At 42.7% G+C, this 19,702-nt stretch carries 19 protein-coding genes and 3 tRNA genes; 1 reads left to right on the forward strand and 21 read right to left on the reverse strand.

Features of this window, described 5'->3' with window-relative positions:
* Window positions 1-11: 11 nt before the first annotated feature.
* The 17 genes from NTX44_07525 to NTX44_07605 form a co-directional block, all read right to left on the reverse strand.
* Complete coding sequence (locus NTX44_07525; GenBank protein MCX6121457.1) at window positions 12-659, reverse strand: DedA family protein; 648 nt, start codon at window positions 657-659, stop codon at window positions 12-14.
* A 3-nt stretch (window positions 660-662) separates the two neighbouring features.
* Window positions 663-1,169 carry a 2-C-methyl-D-erythritol 2,4-cyclodiphosphate synthase gene (ispF, locus tag NTX44_07530; protein MCX6121458.1) on the reverse strand — a complete coding sequence of 169 codons (507 nt, stop codon included), beginning with the start codon at window positions 1,167-1,169 and terminating at the stop codon, window positions 663-665.
* A 24-nt stretch (window positions 1,170-1,193) separates the two neighbouring features.
* Window positions 1,194-1,466: an acylphosphatase gene (locus NTX44_07535; GenBank protein ID MCX6121459.1), complete on the reverse strand. Its 273-nt coding sequence runs from the start codon at window positions 1,464-1,466 to the stop codon at window positions 1,194-1,196.
* 90 nt (window positions 1,467-1,556) lie between these two features.
* Window positions 1,557-1,640, reverse strand: a tRNA-Leu gene (locus NTX44_07540).
* Between the two features lie 9 nt (window positions 1,641-1,649).
* Window positions 1,650-1,721 (reverse strand) — tRNA-Lys (locus NTX44_07545).
* A gap of 89 nt (window positions 1,722-1,810) precedes the next feature.
* On the reverse strand, window positions 1,811-2,095 hold the full coding sequence (locus tag NTX44_07550) for a hypothetical protein (protein MCX6121460.1): 285 nt from the start codon (window positions 2,093-2,095) through the stop codon (window positions 1,811-1,813).
* A gap of 147 nt (window positions 2,096-2,242) precedes the next feature.
* Entirely contained in the window at window positions 2,243-2,947 is a 705-nt protein-coding gene (locus NTX44_07555; protein MCX6121461.1) for an ABC transporter ATP-binding protein, read from the reverse strand.
* Window positions 2,938-4,113 carry an ABC transporter permease gene (locus NTX44_07560; GenBank protein ID MCX6121462.1) on the reverse strand — a complete coding sequence of 392 codons (1,176 nt, stop codon included), beginning with the start codon at window positions 4,111-4,113 and terminating at the stop codon, window positions 2,938-2,940. Before NTX44_07560 ends, NTX44_07555 begins: the two co-directional genes overlap by 10 nt.
* A 50-nt stretch (window positions 4,114-4,163) precedes the next feature.
* Entirely contained in the window at window positions 4,164-5,405 is a 1,242-nt protein-coding gene (locus tag NTX44_07565) for an ABC transporter permease (protein ID MCX6121463.1), read from the reverse strand.
* 14 nt (window positions 5,406-5,419) lie between these two features.
* A complete protein-coding gene (prfB, locus tag NTX44_07570) occupies window positions 5,420-6,517 on the reverse strand; it encodes a peptide chain release factor 2 (protein MCX6121464.1) in 1,098 nt (365 codons plus the stop codon).
* Between the two features lie 81 nt (window positions 6,518-6,598).
* Window positions 6,599-8,365: an aspartate--tRNA ligase gene (gene aspS, locus NTX44_07575; GenBank protein MCX6121465.1), complete on the reverse strand. Its 1,767-nt coding sequence runs from the start codon at window positions 8,363-8,365 to the stop codon at window positions 6,599-6,601.
* 92 nt (window positions 8,366-8,457) lie between these two features.
* Window positions 8,458-8,781: a thioredoxin gene (gene trxA / locus NTX44_07580; protein MCX6121466.1), complete on the reverse strand. Its 324-nt coding sequence runs from the start codon at window positions 8,779-8,781 to the stop codon at window positions 8,458-8,460.
* A gap of 18 nt (window positions 8,782-8,799) precedes the next feature.
* Window positions 8,800-12,261 carry a DNA polymerase III subunit alpha gene (dnaE, locus tag NTX44_07585; protein ID MCX6121467.1) on the reverse strand — a complete coding sequence of 1,154 codons (3,462 nt, stop codon included), beginning with the start codon at window positions 12,259-12,261 and terminating at the stop codon, window positions 8,800-8,802.
* Window positions 12,262-12,405: 144 nt separating this feature from the next.
* Complete coding sequence (locus NTX44_07590; protein MCX6121468.1) at window positions 12,406-14,100, reverse strand: proline--tRNA ligase; 1,695 nt, start codon at window positions 14,098-14,100, stop codon at window positions 12,406-12,408.
* Window positions 14,101-14,236: 136 nt separating this feature from the next.
* Window positions 14,237-14,310: transfer RNA gene (locus NTX44_07595), tRNA-Arg, on the reverse strand.
* A 212-nt stretch (window positions 14,311-14,522) separates the two neighbouring features.
* Entirely contained in the window at window positions 14,523-15,407 is an 885-nt protein-coding gene (locus NTX44_07600; protein MCX6121469.1) for an MBL fold metallo-hydrolase, read from the reverse strand.
* Between the two features lie 254 nt (window positions 15,408-15,661).
* Window positions 15,662-15,958, reverse strand: a complete 297-nt coding sequence (locus NTX44_07605) for a hypothetical protein (protein MCX6121470.1) — start codon at window positions 15,956-15,958, stop codon at window positions 15,662-15,664.
* 21 nt (window positions 15,959-15,979) lie between these two features.
* Here NTX44_07605 and NTX44_07610 point away from each other — a divergent pair, with 21 nt between their 5' ends.
* Window positions 15,980-16,195 carry a hypothetical protein gene (locus tag NTX44_07610; protein MCX6121471.1) on the forward strand — a complete coding sequence of 72 codons (216 nt, stop codon included), beginning with the start codon at window positions 15,980-15,982 and terminating at the stop codon, window positions 16,193-16,195.
* Between the two features lie 121 nt (window positions 16,196-16,316).
* On the opposite strand, the gene NTX44_07615 is transcribed toward NTX44_07610, so the two are convergent.
* From NTX44_07615 to NTX44_07630, 4 genes are all read right to left on the reverse strand, one after another.
* On the reverse strand, window positions 16,317-17,150 hold the full coding sequence (locus NTX44_07615) for a hypothetical protein (protein ID MCX6121472.1): 834 nt from the start codon (window positions 17,148-17,150) through the stop codon (window positions 16,317-16,319).
* A 761-nt stretch (window positions 17,151-17,911) separates the two neighbouring features.
* A complete protein-coding gene (locus NTX44_07620) occupies window positions 17,912-18,286 on the reverse strand; it encodes a hypothetical protein (GenBank protein ID MCX6121473.1) in 375 nt (124 codons plus the stop codon).
* Between the two features lie 286 nt (window positions 18,287-18,572).
* Window positions 18,573-18,887, reverse strand: coding sequence for a DpnD/PcfM family protein (locus NTX44_07625; GenBank protein ID MCX6121474.1), 315 nt, complete (start codon window positions 18,885-18,887; stop codon window positions 18,573-18,575).
* A complete protein-coding gene (locus NTX44_07630; protein MCX6121475.1) occupies window positions 18,874-19,656 on the reverse strand; it encodes a hypothetical protein in 783 nt (260 codons plus the stop codon). The genes NTX44_07625 and NTX44_07630 overlap by 14 nt, the downstream gene beginning before the upstream one ends.
* Between the last annotated feature and the right edge of the window lie 46 nt (window positions 19,657-19,702).

The following is a 19,702-nucleotide window of genomic DNA, read 5'->3' on the forward strand; positions in this document are numbered from 1 at the left end:
CTTCTCTTGATTTATTTATCCGAAGGTTTTGTAGAAGTTGGATTGCCGGAAGAATTTATTCGATTTTTGTAATAATACCGGCTGACAAATATTATGACAACGACAATCAGAATAATCGTTACCACTTTGCCGTACGTTTCAAGATGGAATACTATTTCTCTCCAATTCATTCCCATTTCTCTCCCGGCAAACAAGAGAATAAAATTCCAAAGCAATGAACTCAGCAACGACAGGATCGTTGTCCGCATAAGCGATAATTCAGACATTCCGGCAAAAAAAGAAACAACGGCTCTTGTGCCGGCCATAAAGCGGTTCGCAATGACAATCCAGTACCCGTAGGCCTTAAACCACGTTTCAACTTGATGCACTTTCTCAAGCGGAATGAACTTGAATTTTCCTGCTTCCAAAATACGAACACCAAACCAATCACCAATTTTGTACATCGTGAGGAAACCTGCGGTACTTCCTGCAGTCGAAAGGACGAGCAGAAGAATAAAATTTACTTTTCCAAGTTCGGGTGCAGCAAGCGATCCAGCAGCGAGCAAAATCACATCGCTTGGTAAAGGCGGAAACACATTCTCCATATACGCAATTGCAGCGGCAACACAATAGACCCAGAGTGGATTCAGTGCTGCAAGGTACGTGACAAATTCTTCCATAGTTTACTTAATTTCTTTTTGCAAAATGGAAGCAATGGCAAAGGCAGCACAGCCTTCTCCCCTGCCAAAAGATCCAAGTCCCTCATGGGTAGTAGCTTTAATGGAAATGAACTGAGGAGAGATCTTGAGTGCCTTTCCAATGCGTTGACGCATCACATCAACGTACTTTGCTATTTTCGGCTTTTCGAGAACGACAGTTGAATCGATGTTGTTAATAGCAAACCCATTTTCCCGAATCAGTATTCCGACTTGTTTAAGGAGCTTGAGACTTGAGATATTGCGATAGAGTGCATTTATATCGGGAAAATGTTTTCCGATATCGCCCAATGCCGCTGCGCCAAGAAGTGCATCACAGATGGCATGAAGCAAAACATCCGCGTCAGAATGTCCTAACAGTCCGATGTTTGAAGGAATACGAACGCCGCCTAAGACGAGCTTTCGTCCTTGTACCAAACGGTGAACATCATAACCTAATCCAAATCGAATCACTTCTTTTGTTTCCTTTGTCACGTATGAGATTATCTCAAATACTCGTTATCGTATTTCGAAACTTTTATACGATTGAGTACAATCGAGCCATTCTATTTTTAAATCTTTTACTTGTGCTACTCGCGGACCAACCTTTACTTCCTTAATAAATTCTTCTATCAATGAGCGATCTCCTTCAATCTCGATTTCAACCTTGCCAGAAAAAATATTTCGCGCATACCCAACTAATCCGAGATTGACCGCCCGATTGAAGACAAAATAGCGATATCCAACACCTTGAACTAATCCACTCACCACGACATGTGCTCGAATTTCCATAGATGCTGCCAAATTACGATGAATGCGTTTGACATGCAATAAAATCAAGTAAAAGAAAAAGGGACAGCTCAATGCCGTCCCTTTTGTAAGTGCCCGGAGCGAGACTTGAACTCGCATGCCCTTTCGGGCGCCACCCCCTCAAGATGGTGTGTCTGCCAGTTCCACCATCCGGGCGAAGAAATGTGAGCGTGGGTGGGCTCGAACCACCGACCCTCTGCTTAAAAGGCAGATGCTCTACCCCTGAGCTACACGCTCGCACATTCCCAATTTTACTCGCACAGCGCAAGCATGTTCTGCTTCACCGAACGATACCAATATACGAAAAGAGGTGTCGAAATTCAATGTCAATTTTCTGAACGCAACTCATTCGGTTGAGCATCAACTTTGGCGGTTGTTCTTTTGCGAAAGAGAATACCAATTGGTATGACGACACAATAGCCAAGCACTAACAAAATGGGTGCAACAACGAGGGGCATCGTGCCATTCCATGGGTCTTGTGCAAGAGCCACATAGCCGAGTATGATACACAGTATCCCTGCGCCAAGAATCTGATAATTTAATTTTGTAAATGGAAGCGCGTCACCGAGTGTTTTCGGTTTCGCAGCTATACGTTTTTCTATTCTCGCCATTTTATTCTCCAAAATAAATCATGAAAAAACCCGACGATACTGAAAACGCCGGGCATGTCTATAAACAATGGTCAGAAGAATCACTGTTGTTTTGGTCTAAAAAGTAATTTAAGGCATTTCTTTTCAATGTCAAGATCCGAAATTTATTTACTGATGCCTAGCGATGTTCAATTTTCCGTCAGAAAGGCGAAGCACACGATGTGCACGTCTCGTAAGGTCAAAATTGTGTGTTGCAACGACAAATGTCATTCCAAATTCTTCTGAGAGATGTACCAGCAAACGATGCAAACTCAGACCGTTCTCTTCATCAAGATTACCCGATGGTTCATCTGCAAGAACAATCTTTGGATTGTTCATAAGTGCGCGGGCGACAGCAACTCTTTGTTGTTCTCCACCGGAAAGTTCATTCGGCTTATGGCGTGCACGATCCGAAAGACCTACCTGTTCCAAAAGTATTTGAGCACGCGGAGTTGCTTCCTTGATTGTTTTTCCGGCTATCAGCGCAGGCATGCATACATTTTCTAATGCAGAAAATTCCGGAAGAAGATGATGGAATTGAAAAATAAAACCAAGCGAACGATTTCTAAATATTGCCAGTTGTTCTTCTGTATGCGCAAATACATTCTGGTCACCAAGTTTTACCATTCCATCCGTGGGACGATCAAGTCCGCCTAAAATGTGCAGCAAGGTACTTTTACCCGAGCCGGACGGACCTACAATCACAACGAATTCCCCATGTCGAATTTCAATATCAACACCTTTCAGAACCTGAAGAGTCTGGTTCTTTCCCATCGGATATTCTTTCCAAATATTCTCTCCGGTAAGAAGAGTTGAGCGGCGTGTCATTCCCATCGTATGGCTTTCACTGGATCAAGACTTGCCGCCCGTTTAGCCGGGAGGCGTGACGCAAGCGAACATAAACCAATTGCAGCGACTGCAATAACCACAATGTCCATGAGATGCACTTCAACCGGCATTGCTGGTATGATATATATTGTTGTATCGAGTGCAACTAAATGATACCGTTCTTGAAGATACACAATAAGTAATCCAATTACCGATCCTGCTATGGTACCGGCGATCCCAACAAAGAGACCTTGAAGTCCAAATATTTTCTTCAGGCTTTCGCTCGAAGCACCCATCGCTTTGAGAATTCCAATATCGCGCCGTTTCTCAATAACGGTCATCGTCAAAGAGCCGAGCAGATTAAAGGAAGCGACTGCAATAATAAGACAGAGCACGATATACGCGCACCACCGTTCGATTTGCATGACGGTGAAAAGTTCGTGGTGCAGATCGTACCACGTGAGATAACGAAAAGCGCTCCCAAACTTCTGCTGCAATTCATTCCTCCAACGATCTGTCTTATCAATTTGATCAAAGCGTATATCTATGCCGTCAATTCGCCCTGCACGATCGAACAGAGATTGAGCATTGGTGAGGTTTGTGAAAGCATAGTAGCCGTCATAATCTTTATTATTTGATTCGTAAATTCCAGCCACTCGAAAACGGCGAATGAGCGGTAATGCAAGCTGCATCGTCGCCAATTCTGCACCTGATGGACTTACGATAGAAATTGTATCACCGATAACAACACCTAATCTATCTGCAAGAACAAGACCAAGGATAATTCCACCGCTTGGTCTTTCATCTATATCAACTGATCCGAGGACAAGTTTTTCTGATAGCCCGGAGACAAGCGGAATTTTACTTGTTTCGAGTCCTCTGATATTGACAACGCGGTTTACATTTCGCGAAACAATAAGCGCCTTTCCACCTACAAACGGTGAATATGCTTTCACATACGGCTGTTGAGAAAGGTATGCGAGCATAGGTCTATACCCAGCCGAATCCAATGGAGCCGTACTTTCGATTCGAAGATGCGGATCAAAATTGATGAGAATGGAAGATACCAAGCTTCCAAAACCGTTAAATACTGAGAGCACAACAACGAGCGCCGCTACACCAATCGTAACGCCTGTGATAGAAATTGCTGAAATAATTGAGACAAATTTCATATTCTTTTTGCTCAGCAAATATCGGCGTGCTATAAAATGTTCGTAGCTCATTATGAAAAGCGAATAAGTTTTATTGGATCCATTTTTGCGGCAAGTTTTGATGGAAGCCACGACGCAAGAAAACTCATGCCAAGCGCGGCTGCACTGACGAGGATAAAATTGATAATAGAAAGCTCAACCGGAACATGCGTCATAAAATAAATTCCCGATGGAAGTGGAAATAATCGATACCGAAGTTCCAACCAACAAAGTACGAGCGCAATACAATTGCCAAGAATTGTTCCAATGATCCCGATAAGAAATCCTTGCTTCAGAAAAACACGAACAATATTCTTGCGCTGCATGCCTATCGCTATGAGTGTTCCGATTTCACGTGACTTCCCAAGTATCATCATCAACAATGTGCCAATAATATTCACAGTGGCAACAATAATAATGAGCGCTAAAATAATCAATACGGGTATGCGCTGAAGATCGACCCACGCAAATAAATTTCTATACTGCTGAAACATTGTCCGGGCATAATATGGATAACCGAGATATTCAGGAATTTGTTGGGCAAGCGACGTAAGACTATCAGTATTAGAAACTAAGATATCAAATCCTGAAACAGTTCTTCCGACTTGGCAGAGACGCTGCGCATTTCTCAAATGGACGTAAATCACACTTCCATCGTAATCTGCCATTCCTGTTTCGTAAATCCCGCTGATCTCAAATTGCATAATCCGCGTTTGGGAAAGTGAGAGCGACGTCCCTCCCAGCGCATACATCAGTACACGATCATTGAGGCGTACATTTAATTTTTCTGCTAACCGCCTTCCTACGATGACTCGCTGAGCACCGGTCTCGCGTTCTTCAAGATCATAGACACCTTCAACAAGTCTTCGTTTTGCTGCTGAAATATCGTTTGTCGGATCAACACCTTTAATCAGAACACCATCTATATCTGACTTCGATCGAATCATTCCTTCACGGGAAAGATACGGCGCCATCTCGAGCACTTCCGGGAAACGTGCAATAACTTTTTGAATGGTCAAATCCGGATCTGGTAATAAATCGTTCTCAAATGCGAACAATTGCATATGAGCGGTAAAACTCACGACATTCTCTTTGATGGTTCTTTCAAATCCACCGAGGATGGCGAGCGTGATATCTAAACTGGCAACGCCAAGCGTGACACCGATAATTGCAATGAACGTAATAAAGGAAACAAATCCTTTATTATGCCTCGAGGTCAAATGCCGAATTGCAATGAAATCTGTTACATCTTTTTTTTTGAACCGTAAACGCACAGGGAACTCGATAATTATGACTTCGTTGAAAATTCCAGAAGATAGCTCTTGATGAATTCATCAATTGCACCATCCATGACAGCTTGCACATCTCCTTTTTCTGTTCCCGTTCGATGATCTTTGACAAGTTGATAGGGCTGAAATGTATATGAACGGATCTGGCTTCCCCATTCAATTCTCTTCTTGGTGCTTTCAATTGCACTTAGCCGCGCTTCTTCTTCTTCACGGCGAATTTGATAGAGGCGGGATTTCAACATTTTCATTGCGCGTTCGCGATTCTGAAATTGCGAGCGTTCCTCCTGGCATGCAACAATAACACCGGAAGGAATATGGGTGATACGCACTGCAGTTTCGACTTTGTTGACATTCTGACCGCCCTTGCCGCCGGAGCGATATGTATCAATTTTCAAATCCGAAGGATTAATTTCGATTGCCACATCGTCTTCAATTTCAGGATAGACAAACACGGAGGAAAATGATGTATGCCTGCGGGCATTTGCATCGAATGGTGAAATGCGCACAAGCCTGTGCACGCCAATCTCTGCCTTTAAATATCCATACGCATACTTACCGATGATTTCAATCGTTGCACTTTTAATGCCTGCGCCCTCGCCTTCCAGCATATCGGCAAGGAATATTTTTAATCCGTGACGCTCGCACCATCGGGAATACATGCGTAAAAGCATTTCCGCCCAATCTTGCGCTTCAGTACCGCCTGCTCCGGAGTGAATTGTCAAAAATGCATTTTTCTCGTCATCCGGACCACTCAGCATATTTTTGAGTTCGAGATTTTCTATACCGATACGAAGCTTTTCAATATCTCGTTTTGCTTCCGTCTCATAACTCGTTTCCTGAGCTTCCTCCGCCATCTCAATCAATGATGCCGTGTCTCGACACAGAACTTCAAGTGCGTTCCAGGCATCAATCCATTCTTTCCTCCCATTGATTTCTTGGATGACTTTCTGTGCAGCGACATTATCATTCCAAAATCCGTCTGTGGTCGTCCGTGCCTGATATTCTTTTAATTCCTGTTCCTTTTTATCGAGGTCAAAGATACCCCCGAAGTGCGTCGATGCGTTTTTGTTGTTCTTCCAACTGTGTTCGTAAATCAAGAAAGCTCAAATTGATGTCTCCTTTTTCATTCTTGCGGACGCAGCGTACACACTACCACGTGAGCCTCACGTCATGCAATTTCATTTTATTCTAATATGCAGTTCATCCAATTGTTTATGATCGACGATCGATGGCGCATCATCCATCAACGACATGCCGCTTGATGTTTTCGGAAAAGCAATCACGTCGCGAATGGATTTACTTCCGGTCATAAGCATGATCATACGATCAAGTCCAAATGCAATTCCACCATGTGGCGGCGCGCCATATTTAAAGGCATCCAGCAAAAATCCGAATTTTAACTTCGCCTCTTCCGGTGTAATACCCATAAGGCCAAACATCTTACTCTGAACTTCCTGGGTGTGGATACGGATACTGCCGCCGGCAATTTCATTCCCGTTCAGAACTAAATCATACGCCCGCGCTCGTGCTTTGCCAGGATTGGTTTCCAGCAGATGAACATCTTCTGGTTTTGGTGCGGTAAACGGATGATGGACAGCGACAAATCGTTTTTCTTCTTCACTGTACTCCAGCAAAGGAAAATCCGTTACCCATAGAAAATTCCATTTTCCCTCTGGAATCAGATTCAACCGTTGTGCCATCTCAAGACGAAGGGTGCCGAGAATCGTTAAAGCTTTTTGCCAGGCACCAGAAATTAAGAGAATGAGATCTCCCGGCTTTGCTTCAAACTTTTTCGCAATAGCATTCGACTCTTCCTGCGTTATAAATTTGCCGGCAGAACATTCTACTTTATCTTCCGTTACTCTCAAATACACCAGTCCACCAGCTCCAAGCGACTTGACGTAATCCGTTAAAATGTCCAATTGACTTCGCGTATACGAAGCAAGATTGGGAACGTTCATCCCTGCAACAATTCCATCCTTCTTTACTGCATCACTGAAAACCCGGAATCCTGATGCTGCGGCTATATCCGAGCAGTCTCGGATTTCTAAACAGAACCGCGTATCAGGTTTGTCACTTCCAAATCGTTCCATTGCTGCTTTATACGTCATTTTGGGAAATGTCGCCGGTACTTCATAATTCAGTATCGTCTTAAAAATATCAGCAATTGCACCTTCAGTGACCTTTTGGATGTCTTCTTCATCAACAAATGACATCTCAACATCGATTTGTGTGAATTCCGGCTGCCTGTCAGCGCGAAGATCTTCATCCCTGAAACATTTCACAATTTGAAAATACCTGTCGAATCCAGACACCATCAAAATTTGTTTATAGGTCTGCGGGGATTGCGGCAACGCGTAGAATTTTCCATGGTGTAACCGGCTCGGGACAAGGAAATCGCGTGCTCCCTCCGGAGTACTCTTCATGAGAATTGGAGTTTCAATTTCTAAAAAACCATTTCTATCAAAATATTTTCTTGTCACTTGATATGTGTTGTGCCGCATAAGTAAATTACTTTGCATCGAAGGCCGGCGTAAATCGAGAAACCTGTATTTTAACCGAAGGTCTTCGTTAATTTCCACATAATCATCCAGAGCAAACGGCGGTGTTTCAGCTTTGTTAAGAATGGAGAGTTCGTTGATATCTACTTCAACTTCTCCGGTCGCTATCTCTGCATTCTCTGTCTCTGTGGGCCGGATATTCACGACACCCGTCACTGAAATAACATATTCCGATCGCAAAGATTTTGCAATTTCATGTGCACCAGCGTGCCGCTCTGGTGAAAAAACAATTTGCGCTTTGCCATATCGATCCCGCAGATCAATAAAAATTAATCCACCAAGATCGCGACGCTTATCTACCCATCCTGTGAGTGTGACAGTTTTCCCGATATGGCTTTTTCTTAATTCGCCGCACGTGACTGTTCTTTTATTGTATGTGCTCAATACTATTCCCTTCTTTCAATCGTTACCTGAAAACAAAAAAGCGAGAATTGCTGATACGCCGCTCTGTTCTCGCTTTTCCTAATTTGCTCAATTCAATTGAGATGTTTTGATAATTTATCAATCAGAGATTTCTTTGGCGCTGCACCGACAATCTGTTCCACTACTTTTCCATCTTTAAAAATAAGAAGCGTTGGAATGCTACGGATACCGTATTGCATTGCAATCTGCTGGTGATTGTCAACGTCCACTTTGCCGATTTTCAATTTGCCTTCATATTCAACTGCAAGCTCGTCCACAATAGGTGCAATCATTTTGCAGGGACCGCACCATACTGCCCAAAAATCAACAAGTACAGGTGTGGTTGCTTTCAACACTTCCTGTTCAAAATTGGTTTCGCTCAATTCTACTGGTTTCATATCTATTGTCCCTTTTTGTTATCCTCTTAAACGCACTGTCTCCTGTCCAAGAAGTTTCTTCACTGCATCCACAAATTGCCTGTGAGGATCAACTGTGTACTTTCGTATTAAATATATCGAATTGTTGTCTAATCCGCTACCTGAGAGATTCAAGAGACACTGACATTTACCTTGATTGTGTTCCATGAGCTTCACTAATTCAAATACATCTTTTTCCTGCATGCTATCGAGATTCACATTGATGAGAACACCTTTTGCATATTTCTTACGTACTTCCTCTATGCCGATGATTTCATTGACGATAACTTTTATCGCTTCCTCATTACCATCGTTCTTCCCTACCATCATGACGATGGAACCTACTTGAAGAAGTTCAGCATATTTTTGAAAAGCATCAGCGAAGACAATGCAGTCTGCTTTGCCTGTAAAATCCTCTATCGTAACAAATGCCATCGTTCTGTTGCGTTTATCTATTTTCTTTTTAATGTCGGAGATGATGCCGCAGACACGGAGCATGGAATTTGGTTTCACAGAATCTGCTTCACCTAATTTTGCTGTTGAGAATGCGTCGATCTCATCACGATATTTCAACAATGGATGACCGGATACATAAAAGCCCAGCACTGCTTTCTCACGCGAAAGTTTCTCTGTTTCAGGCCACTCTGCCACCGTGCGAAACATCGGGCGATTTGTAATTTTCGCCCCGCTCAGATCGAACAAATTCGATTGTCCTTTTTCAATTTGCTCCTGTAGATCCTGGCCATACCCTATTGCAGCTTCTACATTTGCGAATATTTGCGCACGATTGTTATGGAGAGAATCAAATGCTCCTGCTTGGATAAGTCCTTCAATCGTTTTCTTATTTGCTAAACGCAGATCAACGCGAACACAGAAGTCAAAAATATCTTTGAACCGCCCTTTCTCACTCCGCGCTTTCACGATTTGTTCGACAGCACCCGTGCCGACATTTTTAATAGCGCTCAGTCCGAAGCGAATTCCTTTCGGTGTCACAAGAAAGCTTACATCGCTTTCGTTGACGTCAGGAGGCATAACGGCAATTCCAAGCTTGCGGCATTCATCAATGAGTACGACAATCTTATCGGTGTTGTTCATTTCACTCGAAAGAGTTGCTGCCATATACTCCGCTGGATAATGCGCTTTCAGATACGCGGTCTGATACGCGAGCACAGAGTATGCAACACTATGCGATTTATTAAATCCGTAGGAAGCGAACTTTTCAATCAAATCAAATATTTCTGCAGCGGTCTTTTTTTCGATATTTTTTACGACTGCATTTTCAACAAACTCCTTCTTCTGCTTCGCCATCAACTCTTTATCTTTTTTGCCCATTGCACGGCGCAGCAAATCAGCTTGCGCAAGACTTAATCCGCCAATTTCACTCGCAATTTTAATAACCTGCTCTTGATAGACAATGATGCCATAGGTCTCGCGGAGGATCGGTTCAAGCTTCGGATGGAGATACGTGATTTTCTGTTTGCCGTTTTTTCTCTCAATGAAATCTGGAATATTGCCCATCGGCCCGGGGCGGTAGAGGGCATTCATTGCGACAAGATCATGAATAGATGTCGGCTTCAGTTTCCGTAAATAATCCTGCATGCCGGTACTTTCGAACTGGAACAATGCTACGGTTTGCCCGCGAGTAAAGAGCTCCAAAGTTTTTTCATCAGCTTCTGGAATTTTATCTAAATCCAGTTTTACATTGTGTCCTTGCTCTATCATCTGCAGAGCATCATCAATAACGGTCAACGTACGCAAACCAAGAAAATCCATCTTGAGCAGACCGGCATCCTCGAGGTCTTTCATATTGTACTGCGTCATAAAATCCGTCTGCGGTGTCTTGTACATCGGTACATAATCGCTGATGTCTCCCGGTGCAATCACGACGCCAGCCGCATGAGTTGAAAGATTGCGGTTCATCCCCTCAAGAACTTTTGCCGTATCGATCAGAAGTTTTATTTTTTCATCTGAACTTTGATTCACCCACTTAAGATCCGGGATGGTCTTCAGTGCTTCTTCAATCGGAGTCACCTTCCCTTGAACGACTGGAATTTGCTTTGTTATTGAATCAATGACAGATAATTGAATGCCAAGTACTCGTCCTACATCTTTGAGCGCAGCGCGGGCTGACATGGTACCAAATGTCACAATCTGAGCAACGGACTTTTCTCCGTATTTATTCTTCACATAATCAATGACACGTTCGCGCTTATTATCTGCAAAATCGATATCAATATCCGGCATCGAAACGCGATCTGGATTAAGAAATCGTTCAAACAGCAAATCGTATTTGAGAGGATCAATGTCTGTAATACCAAGCGCATACGAGACAATACTTCCGGCAGCACTGCCTCTTCCGGGTCCAACACGCACACCCATTTCGCGTGCCGCAGCAATAAAATCTTGCACGATGAGAAAGTATCCCGCGTATCCCATCTTCTGTATGACATTTATTTCATGAACAACACGCTCTTCGATTTCAGGCGTGATCGTTTCATATCTTTTGGGGAGGCGTTCCCGTACGAGCCGTTCAAAATATTCATCCGGATCAGCAATACCTTCATCCGGCGGAATAGGAAATGCCGGCATATAATTTTTCTTTAATTCTATTTCTAGATTACACTTGTCTGTAATTTCTTCTGTCGAGTGAATTGCTTCAGGAAACTCTTTGAATAATGCTATCATCTCTGCAGAGGATTTGAAATAGAGCTGATCCGTTTTATATCGCAGTGTCTGATAATCAGATACGTTCGTGCTGCTTGCTTCGGGGATATAGAGCATGATATTATGCGGGATGGCATGCTCTTGCAGGATGTAATGACAATCGTTTGTCGCTACAAGTTTAATGCCGAGTTCACGTGCAATTTTTGGCGCGTTAGTGAGAATGGTTTGTTCGTTCTGCAAACCGTGGTTTTGAATTTCAATATAGAAATCCTCGCCAAAAATATCTCGATAGATTGATGCATATTCCAGTGCTTCATGATAGTTGCCGTTCACAAGCTGTTCATTAACAATGCCGGCCTGGCATGCCGATGTTGCAATAATTCCCTCATGGTATTTCGCCAACACTTCTACGTCAATCCGAGGTTTGAAGTAAAATCCTTCTGTATGTCCAATAGTGCAGAGGCGGCTCAAATTCTTGTATCCAGCTGCATCCTTTGCCAGCAGAACGATATGATTGTAAATACCCCGTCCTTCACCCTTATTCATACGGTTTGTATCTACTTTTTTTTTGAATCGGCTTCCTTTGGTAACGATATATGCTTCGCAGCCGATAATAGGCTTTATGCCTGCTTTCTTAGCCCGCTTGTAAAATTCAATCGCTCCAAAAAGAACACCATGATCAGTCAAAGCGACTGCCGGCATGTTATTCGCAACGGCGGCATTGACCAGACTCTGAACAGTTGACGCTCCGTCAAGAAGACTATAATGTGTGTGATTATGGAGATGAACAAACTGCATAGGGCTGTTTCTAACTAAGGGGAAATTCCAAATAATAATCTACAAATCCTAAATAAAACACAAACATCAAAATCAATAATATATATTTCTTAATTGTGAGTTATTTGTCATTTGCTTTTTGAGGTTTGAATTATCTGCTTTTCTCTATTCACGCAATAACTTTTGTATTTCTGGTATGGCATCTTCAAGCTTTACAAGAATCCGTTCACCCGTTCTTCTGCGCTTGATTTCAATCTGACCATTTTTTAATCCCTTATCGCCTACAATGACTTGCAATGGCATACCAAGTAAATCTGCATCTTTGAATTTAAATCCTGGAGTAATGCTTGAGCGATCATCATAGAGTATGTCAACACCAACCTCACTCAATTGATTGTAAATTCGTTCTGATGCTGTTACAACATCTTTGCTATTCATATTCACAGCAATGAGATGAATTTGGTACGGCGCCAGCGCTTTATTCCAGACGATACCGTCTTTGTCATGATTCTGTTCGATATAGCAAGCAACGATACGTTCCATACCGATTCCATAGCTGCCCATAATCACCGGCTGGGCTTTTCCGTTTTCATCAAGGTACGTAATGTTGAGCGTATCCGAATATTTTGTTCCGAGCTTGAAGATATGCCCAAGCTCAATAGCATTGGATATTTTCAACGGTGCAGAGCATTGCGGGCATGGTTCACCTGACTCGATAGAACGTAAATCATAATATCCGTCCACTTTCGTATCACGCGCTAAATCGATATTTGCAATATGATAATCATTCCGATTCGCGCCGCTAATAAGACCATTCATGCCTTCCAGCCGTTTGTCGGTTATAATTCTAAAACCTTTTAAATTAATAGGGCCGATAGAGCCGCCGTCTGCACCGGTCAGTGACAACAATTCCTCTGCGCCCATGGGCGATACATCGCCGCCGCCTAATGCCGCAGTAAGCTTCGATTCATTGAGCTGGTCATTTCCCATCATGAGAATAAGAAGTGGTTTGCCGTTATGCCTATACACAAGCGATTTTGCAAAGCGGGATTGATCGATTTTTAAGAATTCCACGAGTTGATCGATGGTCTTTACGTTGGGCGTATGAAGTTCTTTCAATGGCTCACCGTTCTCAACCCGATTCATTTTAGATATACTGGAAGTCGCTACCTCTAAGTTTGCAGCATATCCGCACTTTGCACAAAGAGCTGTGGTGTCTTCTCCAAATTCCGATTCGATCATGAATTCCTGCGAACCTGTTCCGCCCATCGCACCGCTGGATGCTCCAACAACAAAGAACTTAATACCGCATCGCGTAAATATTTTTTTATACGCTTCGGCATGCGCATCGTAGCTTTTATCCAAATCTTCCCATGAACGATCCAGTGAATACGCATCCTTCATAATAAATTGCCGTCCGCGCAGAACACCGGAACGTGGGCGTGGTTCATTCCTGAATTTTGTTTGTATCTGATACCAAATCTGCGGCAAGTCCTTGTATGATTGAATGTGCATGCTCGCAATATAACCGATAACTTCCTCGTGCGTTGGTGCAAGAACTAAATCCCGTTCTTTAATGCTGAGAATGAAATTCGGTACATTGCGTCTTCCGGATTGAATCCAGAGTGATTCCGGATTTAATGCAGGAAGCAATAATTCCTGTCCACCGATGGCATTCATTTCTTCCCGCACGATATTCATCGCCTTGGTAATTGCCCGTAAGCCAAGCGGCAAATAGGAATAAACACCTGCCGTTAATTGACGCATAAATCCTGCACGCAGCATCAATTGGTGGCTTGGTATAGTTGCGTCGGACGGAACTTCTTTTAATGTGGGAATAAACGCTTTGCTCAGTTTCATATATTCTACTTCAATCTTATCAGTTAATGATTATAAGTTTCGAGTTACGAGTTCTAAGTTTAGAGTAATAAATAAAAGAGATTGTCGATTTATTCCAAGCAAAAATCTTCAATCCCTCAATCTTAAATCGTTATTGTACCCCCGAGAGGATTCGAACCTCCGACAAACGGTTTAGGAAACCGCTGCTCTATCCATCTGAGCTACGGGGGCGATAAATTTTGCCCTATGATATTAAATATACGATAACAGAGGCTGGATAGCAATAATGGCTAGTTGGCACTATTATTCATCAGCATGAGTCTTTTTGTGTCTATGATGAGGCGAGAATTTCGATTTGCACGTCTGACTGAGCGATCTTCAAATAACAAGATATTGAATAGGTAGCGCGAAGATTTAAAGGATCAGTGAAGTGATGAGGCATCTTACGCCAACTGTATTTCCATTCCTTCAGCAGCACCGAAACAATGTATTGAAGACTTTTGTGTTGCAAGTAATTTTTGTGTGTACTTTACCAATGCATCAATTGAGGCATCGTCGTGTGCTGGGTCGTGGTGGTACAGAGCCAACTGCTTCACATTTGCCTTAATCGCAAACTCTACAATCGATTCGATAGGTGAGTGTCCCCAACCTATCTTTGACCTGTATTCTTCCAAAGTGTATTGCCCTTCACTCACGATGAAATCAGCCTCACTGATAAAATCGATGAACTTCTGGTCCAGCTCTGCGCCATACTGCGCAGCAAGCGGATTTTTACGAGGAGCACGATGTGTGTACCGATAAGGTTCGTTATCTGTAGCATAGACGAATGTTTTTTTCCCATCGAATATTTTGTAAGCGAACGTTATCGCGGGATGGTTTAAATAGAACGGAGTTATTTGCAAATCGCCGATACGGAACGGTCCGCGGACTTCCTGCATAACGATCTGTGCGTTTAAGCCGCCTAATGGTACCGGAAAATATTCTGATTCCATCTGGGATTTAAATAATTCGTTAAGACTTTTATAGCGCGCTGGCGGGCCGTACACATTGATCTGAAAGTTTTTGTTGTACGCCGGCATGAAAAAAGGAAATCCTTGAATATGATCCCAATGTGTATGGCTAATGAAGAGATGGAGTGTGACTGGCTCCAATTTAAATTCATTAAGAAGCTGATTGCCAAGGTCCCGGATGCCCGTGCCTGCGTCAAAAATGAGTATATGTTCTCTAACACGCACTTCCACGCAGGAAGTGTTACCGCCGTACTTCACCGTCGATTTACCCGGTGAGGGAATAGATCCCCGTGTTCCCCAAAATTGAATCTTCATCATTATTAACTCATTCGCTCATTCATAGGTTCGATGGCGATTTTAAGAAACTCTTTGATCTAAAAAGTATATACAATATACGAATCAGCACTGGGTTCCATCGCCTTATCTAAGACTGGTTTGTAATATTTTATTCTGCCTTTGTAAGGACGTGTGGTGATACGTCCTTACGGGGATTTTCCTTTATCCACCGAAGTCCTGTTTCCCCAGACGCAGGTGGACTCCACAATCTTTATCTCTTCTTCCTAAACCCGCGATCACCGCTTGCATTCCCGCCAAAATGTAGAATCTCTGCCTGCTCGCCGACCTGCCCGCCGAACAAGTTCTCTGGCAGGCGGGCGCACTTCGTGCATAGGCGAGCTTGCGGAAGGCATGCGATCACCGATCGGATCGTTTTCCTCAATCGTCCGATTTATTAATCGCCTGCGTAGCGTCCGACTCGTAGTCGGACATTCAAGCTCGTTTCCTACTCTTTGTCCAGCTATGAGCTGGACTCCACCCTTTTTTCCCCAACAACTCCGCCAACGCTTGCCCTGAGCTTGTTGAAGGGCCACCCATTTCCCTTCGGAGTTTTTATGCTCCCAAATTGCCATTCATTTGTAGAATCCGATCACCGATCGGATCGTTTTCCTCAATCGTCCGATGTGATCATCGGACTCTACGTTTTTTCCCCAACAACTCCGCCAACGCTTGCCCTGAGCTTGTTGAAGGGCCACCCATTTCAATGTTTTGCTTTTATCGGGACATTGGTTTGTCCGCCATGCTTTGTGGCGGGTACCTATGGCGATTAAATGTTTTTCTTCTCGCTCCCAAGCTCTGCTTGGGAGCGTTGCTTTTAAGATTCTGATCCCCTATACGAAGCAGAGCATCGAAAGATTACGTTCCCAAACAGAGTTTGGGAACGAGGGAAATCTATTTTGTTGTGGATGAATCAGGGACGGCGTTTTTCACCGTTTCATTTCCTAATGTGCCTTGGCCCAATGTGAACATCTGGTAGTATGCATTCATCAACTTTGCCATCATCATGGTACCCGCTGAATTAACAAGTGCATCGTGATCCTCCGATGCGGCAAACACAAACAGCAACGTCACTTTTCCCTTGAACGATTCCGGCAGTGCTATGTCGGAGCCTTCGAATGTTTTGACGCTGAACGAGGGAAGTGGTTTCCCAAGATACGCATAAAATTCCTGCCTCTTGCCGAGCGTGAACAACGCCTTGGGTTTGGCATCCGCTTTTTCTTTTGCCAGGGTCGTTTGGAACGGACTTGTTTCGTCGACGGTGATCGCTTCCTTGCCATCAAGGTTCAACAGAAGTTCTTCCACTAACCGGTTGAAACGGCGCGGATCAAACATGGTCGATTGGCAATGTGCGCGAATGATTCCTTTCCGATCGATGGCCAGTACAGTAAAATTGTTCGAATTAAGTTCCAGCACCGAATCGACGGTGGCAGAAAACGCCCTGCCCGACGCGCTCTTTCCGCCAAACGATATACCGAACGCGCTTTGCGATTTCAGCTTCTTGTACGTCGAGTCGGCGAGTGTCGGGAACAGGAATGTCACATTCATTTTGTCCTTGAAAATCCCGCCGACAACATGTTTGGCTGTGGTGAGGTCTTCTGCCATTCCGATTCCTACGATGTTGAGCTTCGGCAGAGGATTGTTGCTATATCGTTCAACAAGCTGGGCGGTCGCGATGGAACCACCTGTGATCAGGGCGATGAGCGTGATAACGATGATGCGTTGCATGGTAAGCTCCTTTCAATTGGGAACGGCGGCAGCGGATTGGGCTCCCCCCTTCAAACGATCCCGCCGTAATGCGTGGCCGGCGTTACGTCTATTAGTTAAAACTGTTCAATTACAGTTACAACAAAAGTAAACCTGAAATTCGTTATATGCAAGAAAGACAGCAATTCATTCCGTATCCAATTTTCAACATCTTTTGGAGCAATAGTTGAATCTGTCATTTTGTAATCGTTTCCCTAAAACACTTCTTCCGATCACTTCTTTCTCAATGTATTAATTGTGTCCCAATCACCAGTGTTGTTCTTGATATCCTTCTCGCTCCCAAGCTCTGCTTGGGAGCGATGCTTTTAAGATTCTGATTCCCTTATACGAAGCAGAGCTTCGAAAGATTAATTATGATAATATCTGCGTTTTTATAGCATTCGGCTAACGCCGGAATGATTTTATATGCTCAAACAGAGTTTGGGAACGAGGGGAAAATGTACAATCCAGTCACTGACCGGATCGCTCACTTGCAACCGTCCGATGTGATCATCGCCTGCGTAGCGTCCGACTCTTAGTCGGACATTCAAGCTCGTTTCCTACTCTTTGTCCAGCTATGAGCTGGACTCTACGCTTTATTTCCCCAACAACTCCGCCAACGCTTGTGGTGAGCTTGTCGAACCACCACCCATCTCAATATATTGTTTTTCTTTTGTAGAGACGTATAATTCTTGCCCGCCATGTTGTTTGGCGGGATATGTCTCTACGAGGATTACCGTGCCTCATTTTGTTTTCACTAGCAGCGTTTTAATATGCTTGGGAAATCGTCCAAGGCCTTGTTCTTTTTTGATAAGCTCGACCATGGATCTATCTGTGCACGCAAACACAATTGTGTCCGGTTTCTCACTGAGCGACACTGCCCAAAAAGCAACCTCGCGGATTTTCGAAAGCCCTGGATTCTCGACTGTTGTGGTACTTACACTTGTTGAAATAAAACAGACAATCTTTCCATCTTCAGAAACAGCGTCGCATTCAAATTCCCCGCCGGATTGTACGCTTAATTTGCGCTTTGTAAATGCCTGACCATACTTCTTGGAGAGGAATTCGTTCCGTATCCAATTTTCAACTTCTTTTGTCGCTATAGTTGAGTTTGCCATTGCGAAATTATCTATGAGTTGCAATCGAGACTATATTTAATAAATCATTTTGATCTTGTTCGTTACACCATATTCATTTCGTCAAGACTTATTTGAAATAATGTTTTTTGCGATTTTATACAACGATAAGTCCTCATTCTCACTAATTTCAATTACTTCGTTTAGAGGAATATTGTAGGCGATAATAATTTTTTCCAGCTTATGATTAATTGTTGTCATAAAAGGATTTATATTTATGCCCCAGAATGTAATATTATCGTTTTGTACTAGGTAAAAATTGTTTCCATCATTTATCTGTTTCATAATATTCTTTCGCTGAAGTCAAATCTCCGAAAACAATTTTTGCTAACTCTTCAATTGGCAATTCATTTACTTCTTTGGCAAGTTGTAATCTGATAAAAGAAGAAAAAGCAGCAACATCAACATCTAGATGTAACAATGGAACGTCTATTGATGTTTCGATATGGTCAGAATAGTCTAGAACAATCTCTTCATTCTTATATCGACGCGATACAAGATCAACTGCCTCTTCTATCGATTTTGCATTTACATTGATACTACGTTTTAATACTTCTCTCACTTCAACGTTATATGTTTCCATTTCTCAGATTCCTATATTTGCCTTTCGAAACGAATTTAAGTATACCTTTATCTCTCAATATTTGTAACTGCTGACGTATTTTATCTTTTATAAAATTATTGTTTGGAAATTTCTTTTTTAAGTCAGGTTCAAACTTATATAGTTCATCCAAATCAAAATCTGTTTTTCTGAGCTTATCTATACAAGACAATATTTCAAGCGTCCATCCTCTTGCTTCGAAAGAAACATTATTCAAGAAAGTGGTCTGCTTCCATCGTCTTAGTACATCTTTTTGATTTACGACGGTTGAATTTTTTATTATATAAATTCGTCCAAGTATTGGAACATTTTTTATGTTAATATAGCATCCAATCCAGCCTGCTCTTCTTGCGGACATGCTTAAAGGATTTCTCTTTTCTATTATTGAAGGAATAAAGAATTGTTTTGGAATAATAAGTAAAATCACAACGGACAATATTCGTACATCATATGTAAGCAAGAATAAGTTGGGATTAGTAGTTGATGATATTCTTTTTATCATTGACTCATAAGCGCCATCAATAATTTTGTGCCTCAATTCGCCTTTGTTACTTTTCAATTCATATTCTTCTTTACAAGTGTGGCAATAAAAATCAGCAACAGGTCTATTGTTGTTGAACACACATAGTTTACTATTGCCACAATTTGGGCAATAGCTATTAGTACTAATCCAACTTTCAGTCATAACTCTAGCTATTTGAGAGTTGCTTTTATACGATCCTGCTTTTTCAGTATTGAATAATAGGTTCATATCAAATTAATTTAAATGCATATCGCATCCCGTTTGGAGGGGCATT

It is taken from the genome of Ignavibacteriales bacterium (assembly GCA_026390575.1).
Taxonomy (GTDB): domain Bacteria; phylum Bacteroidota; class Ignavibacteria; order UBA10030; family UBA10030; genus Fen-1298.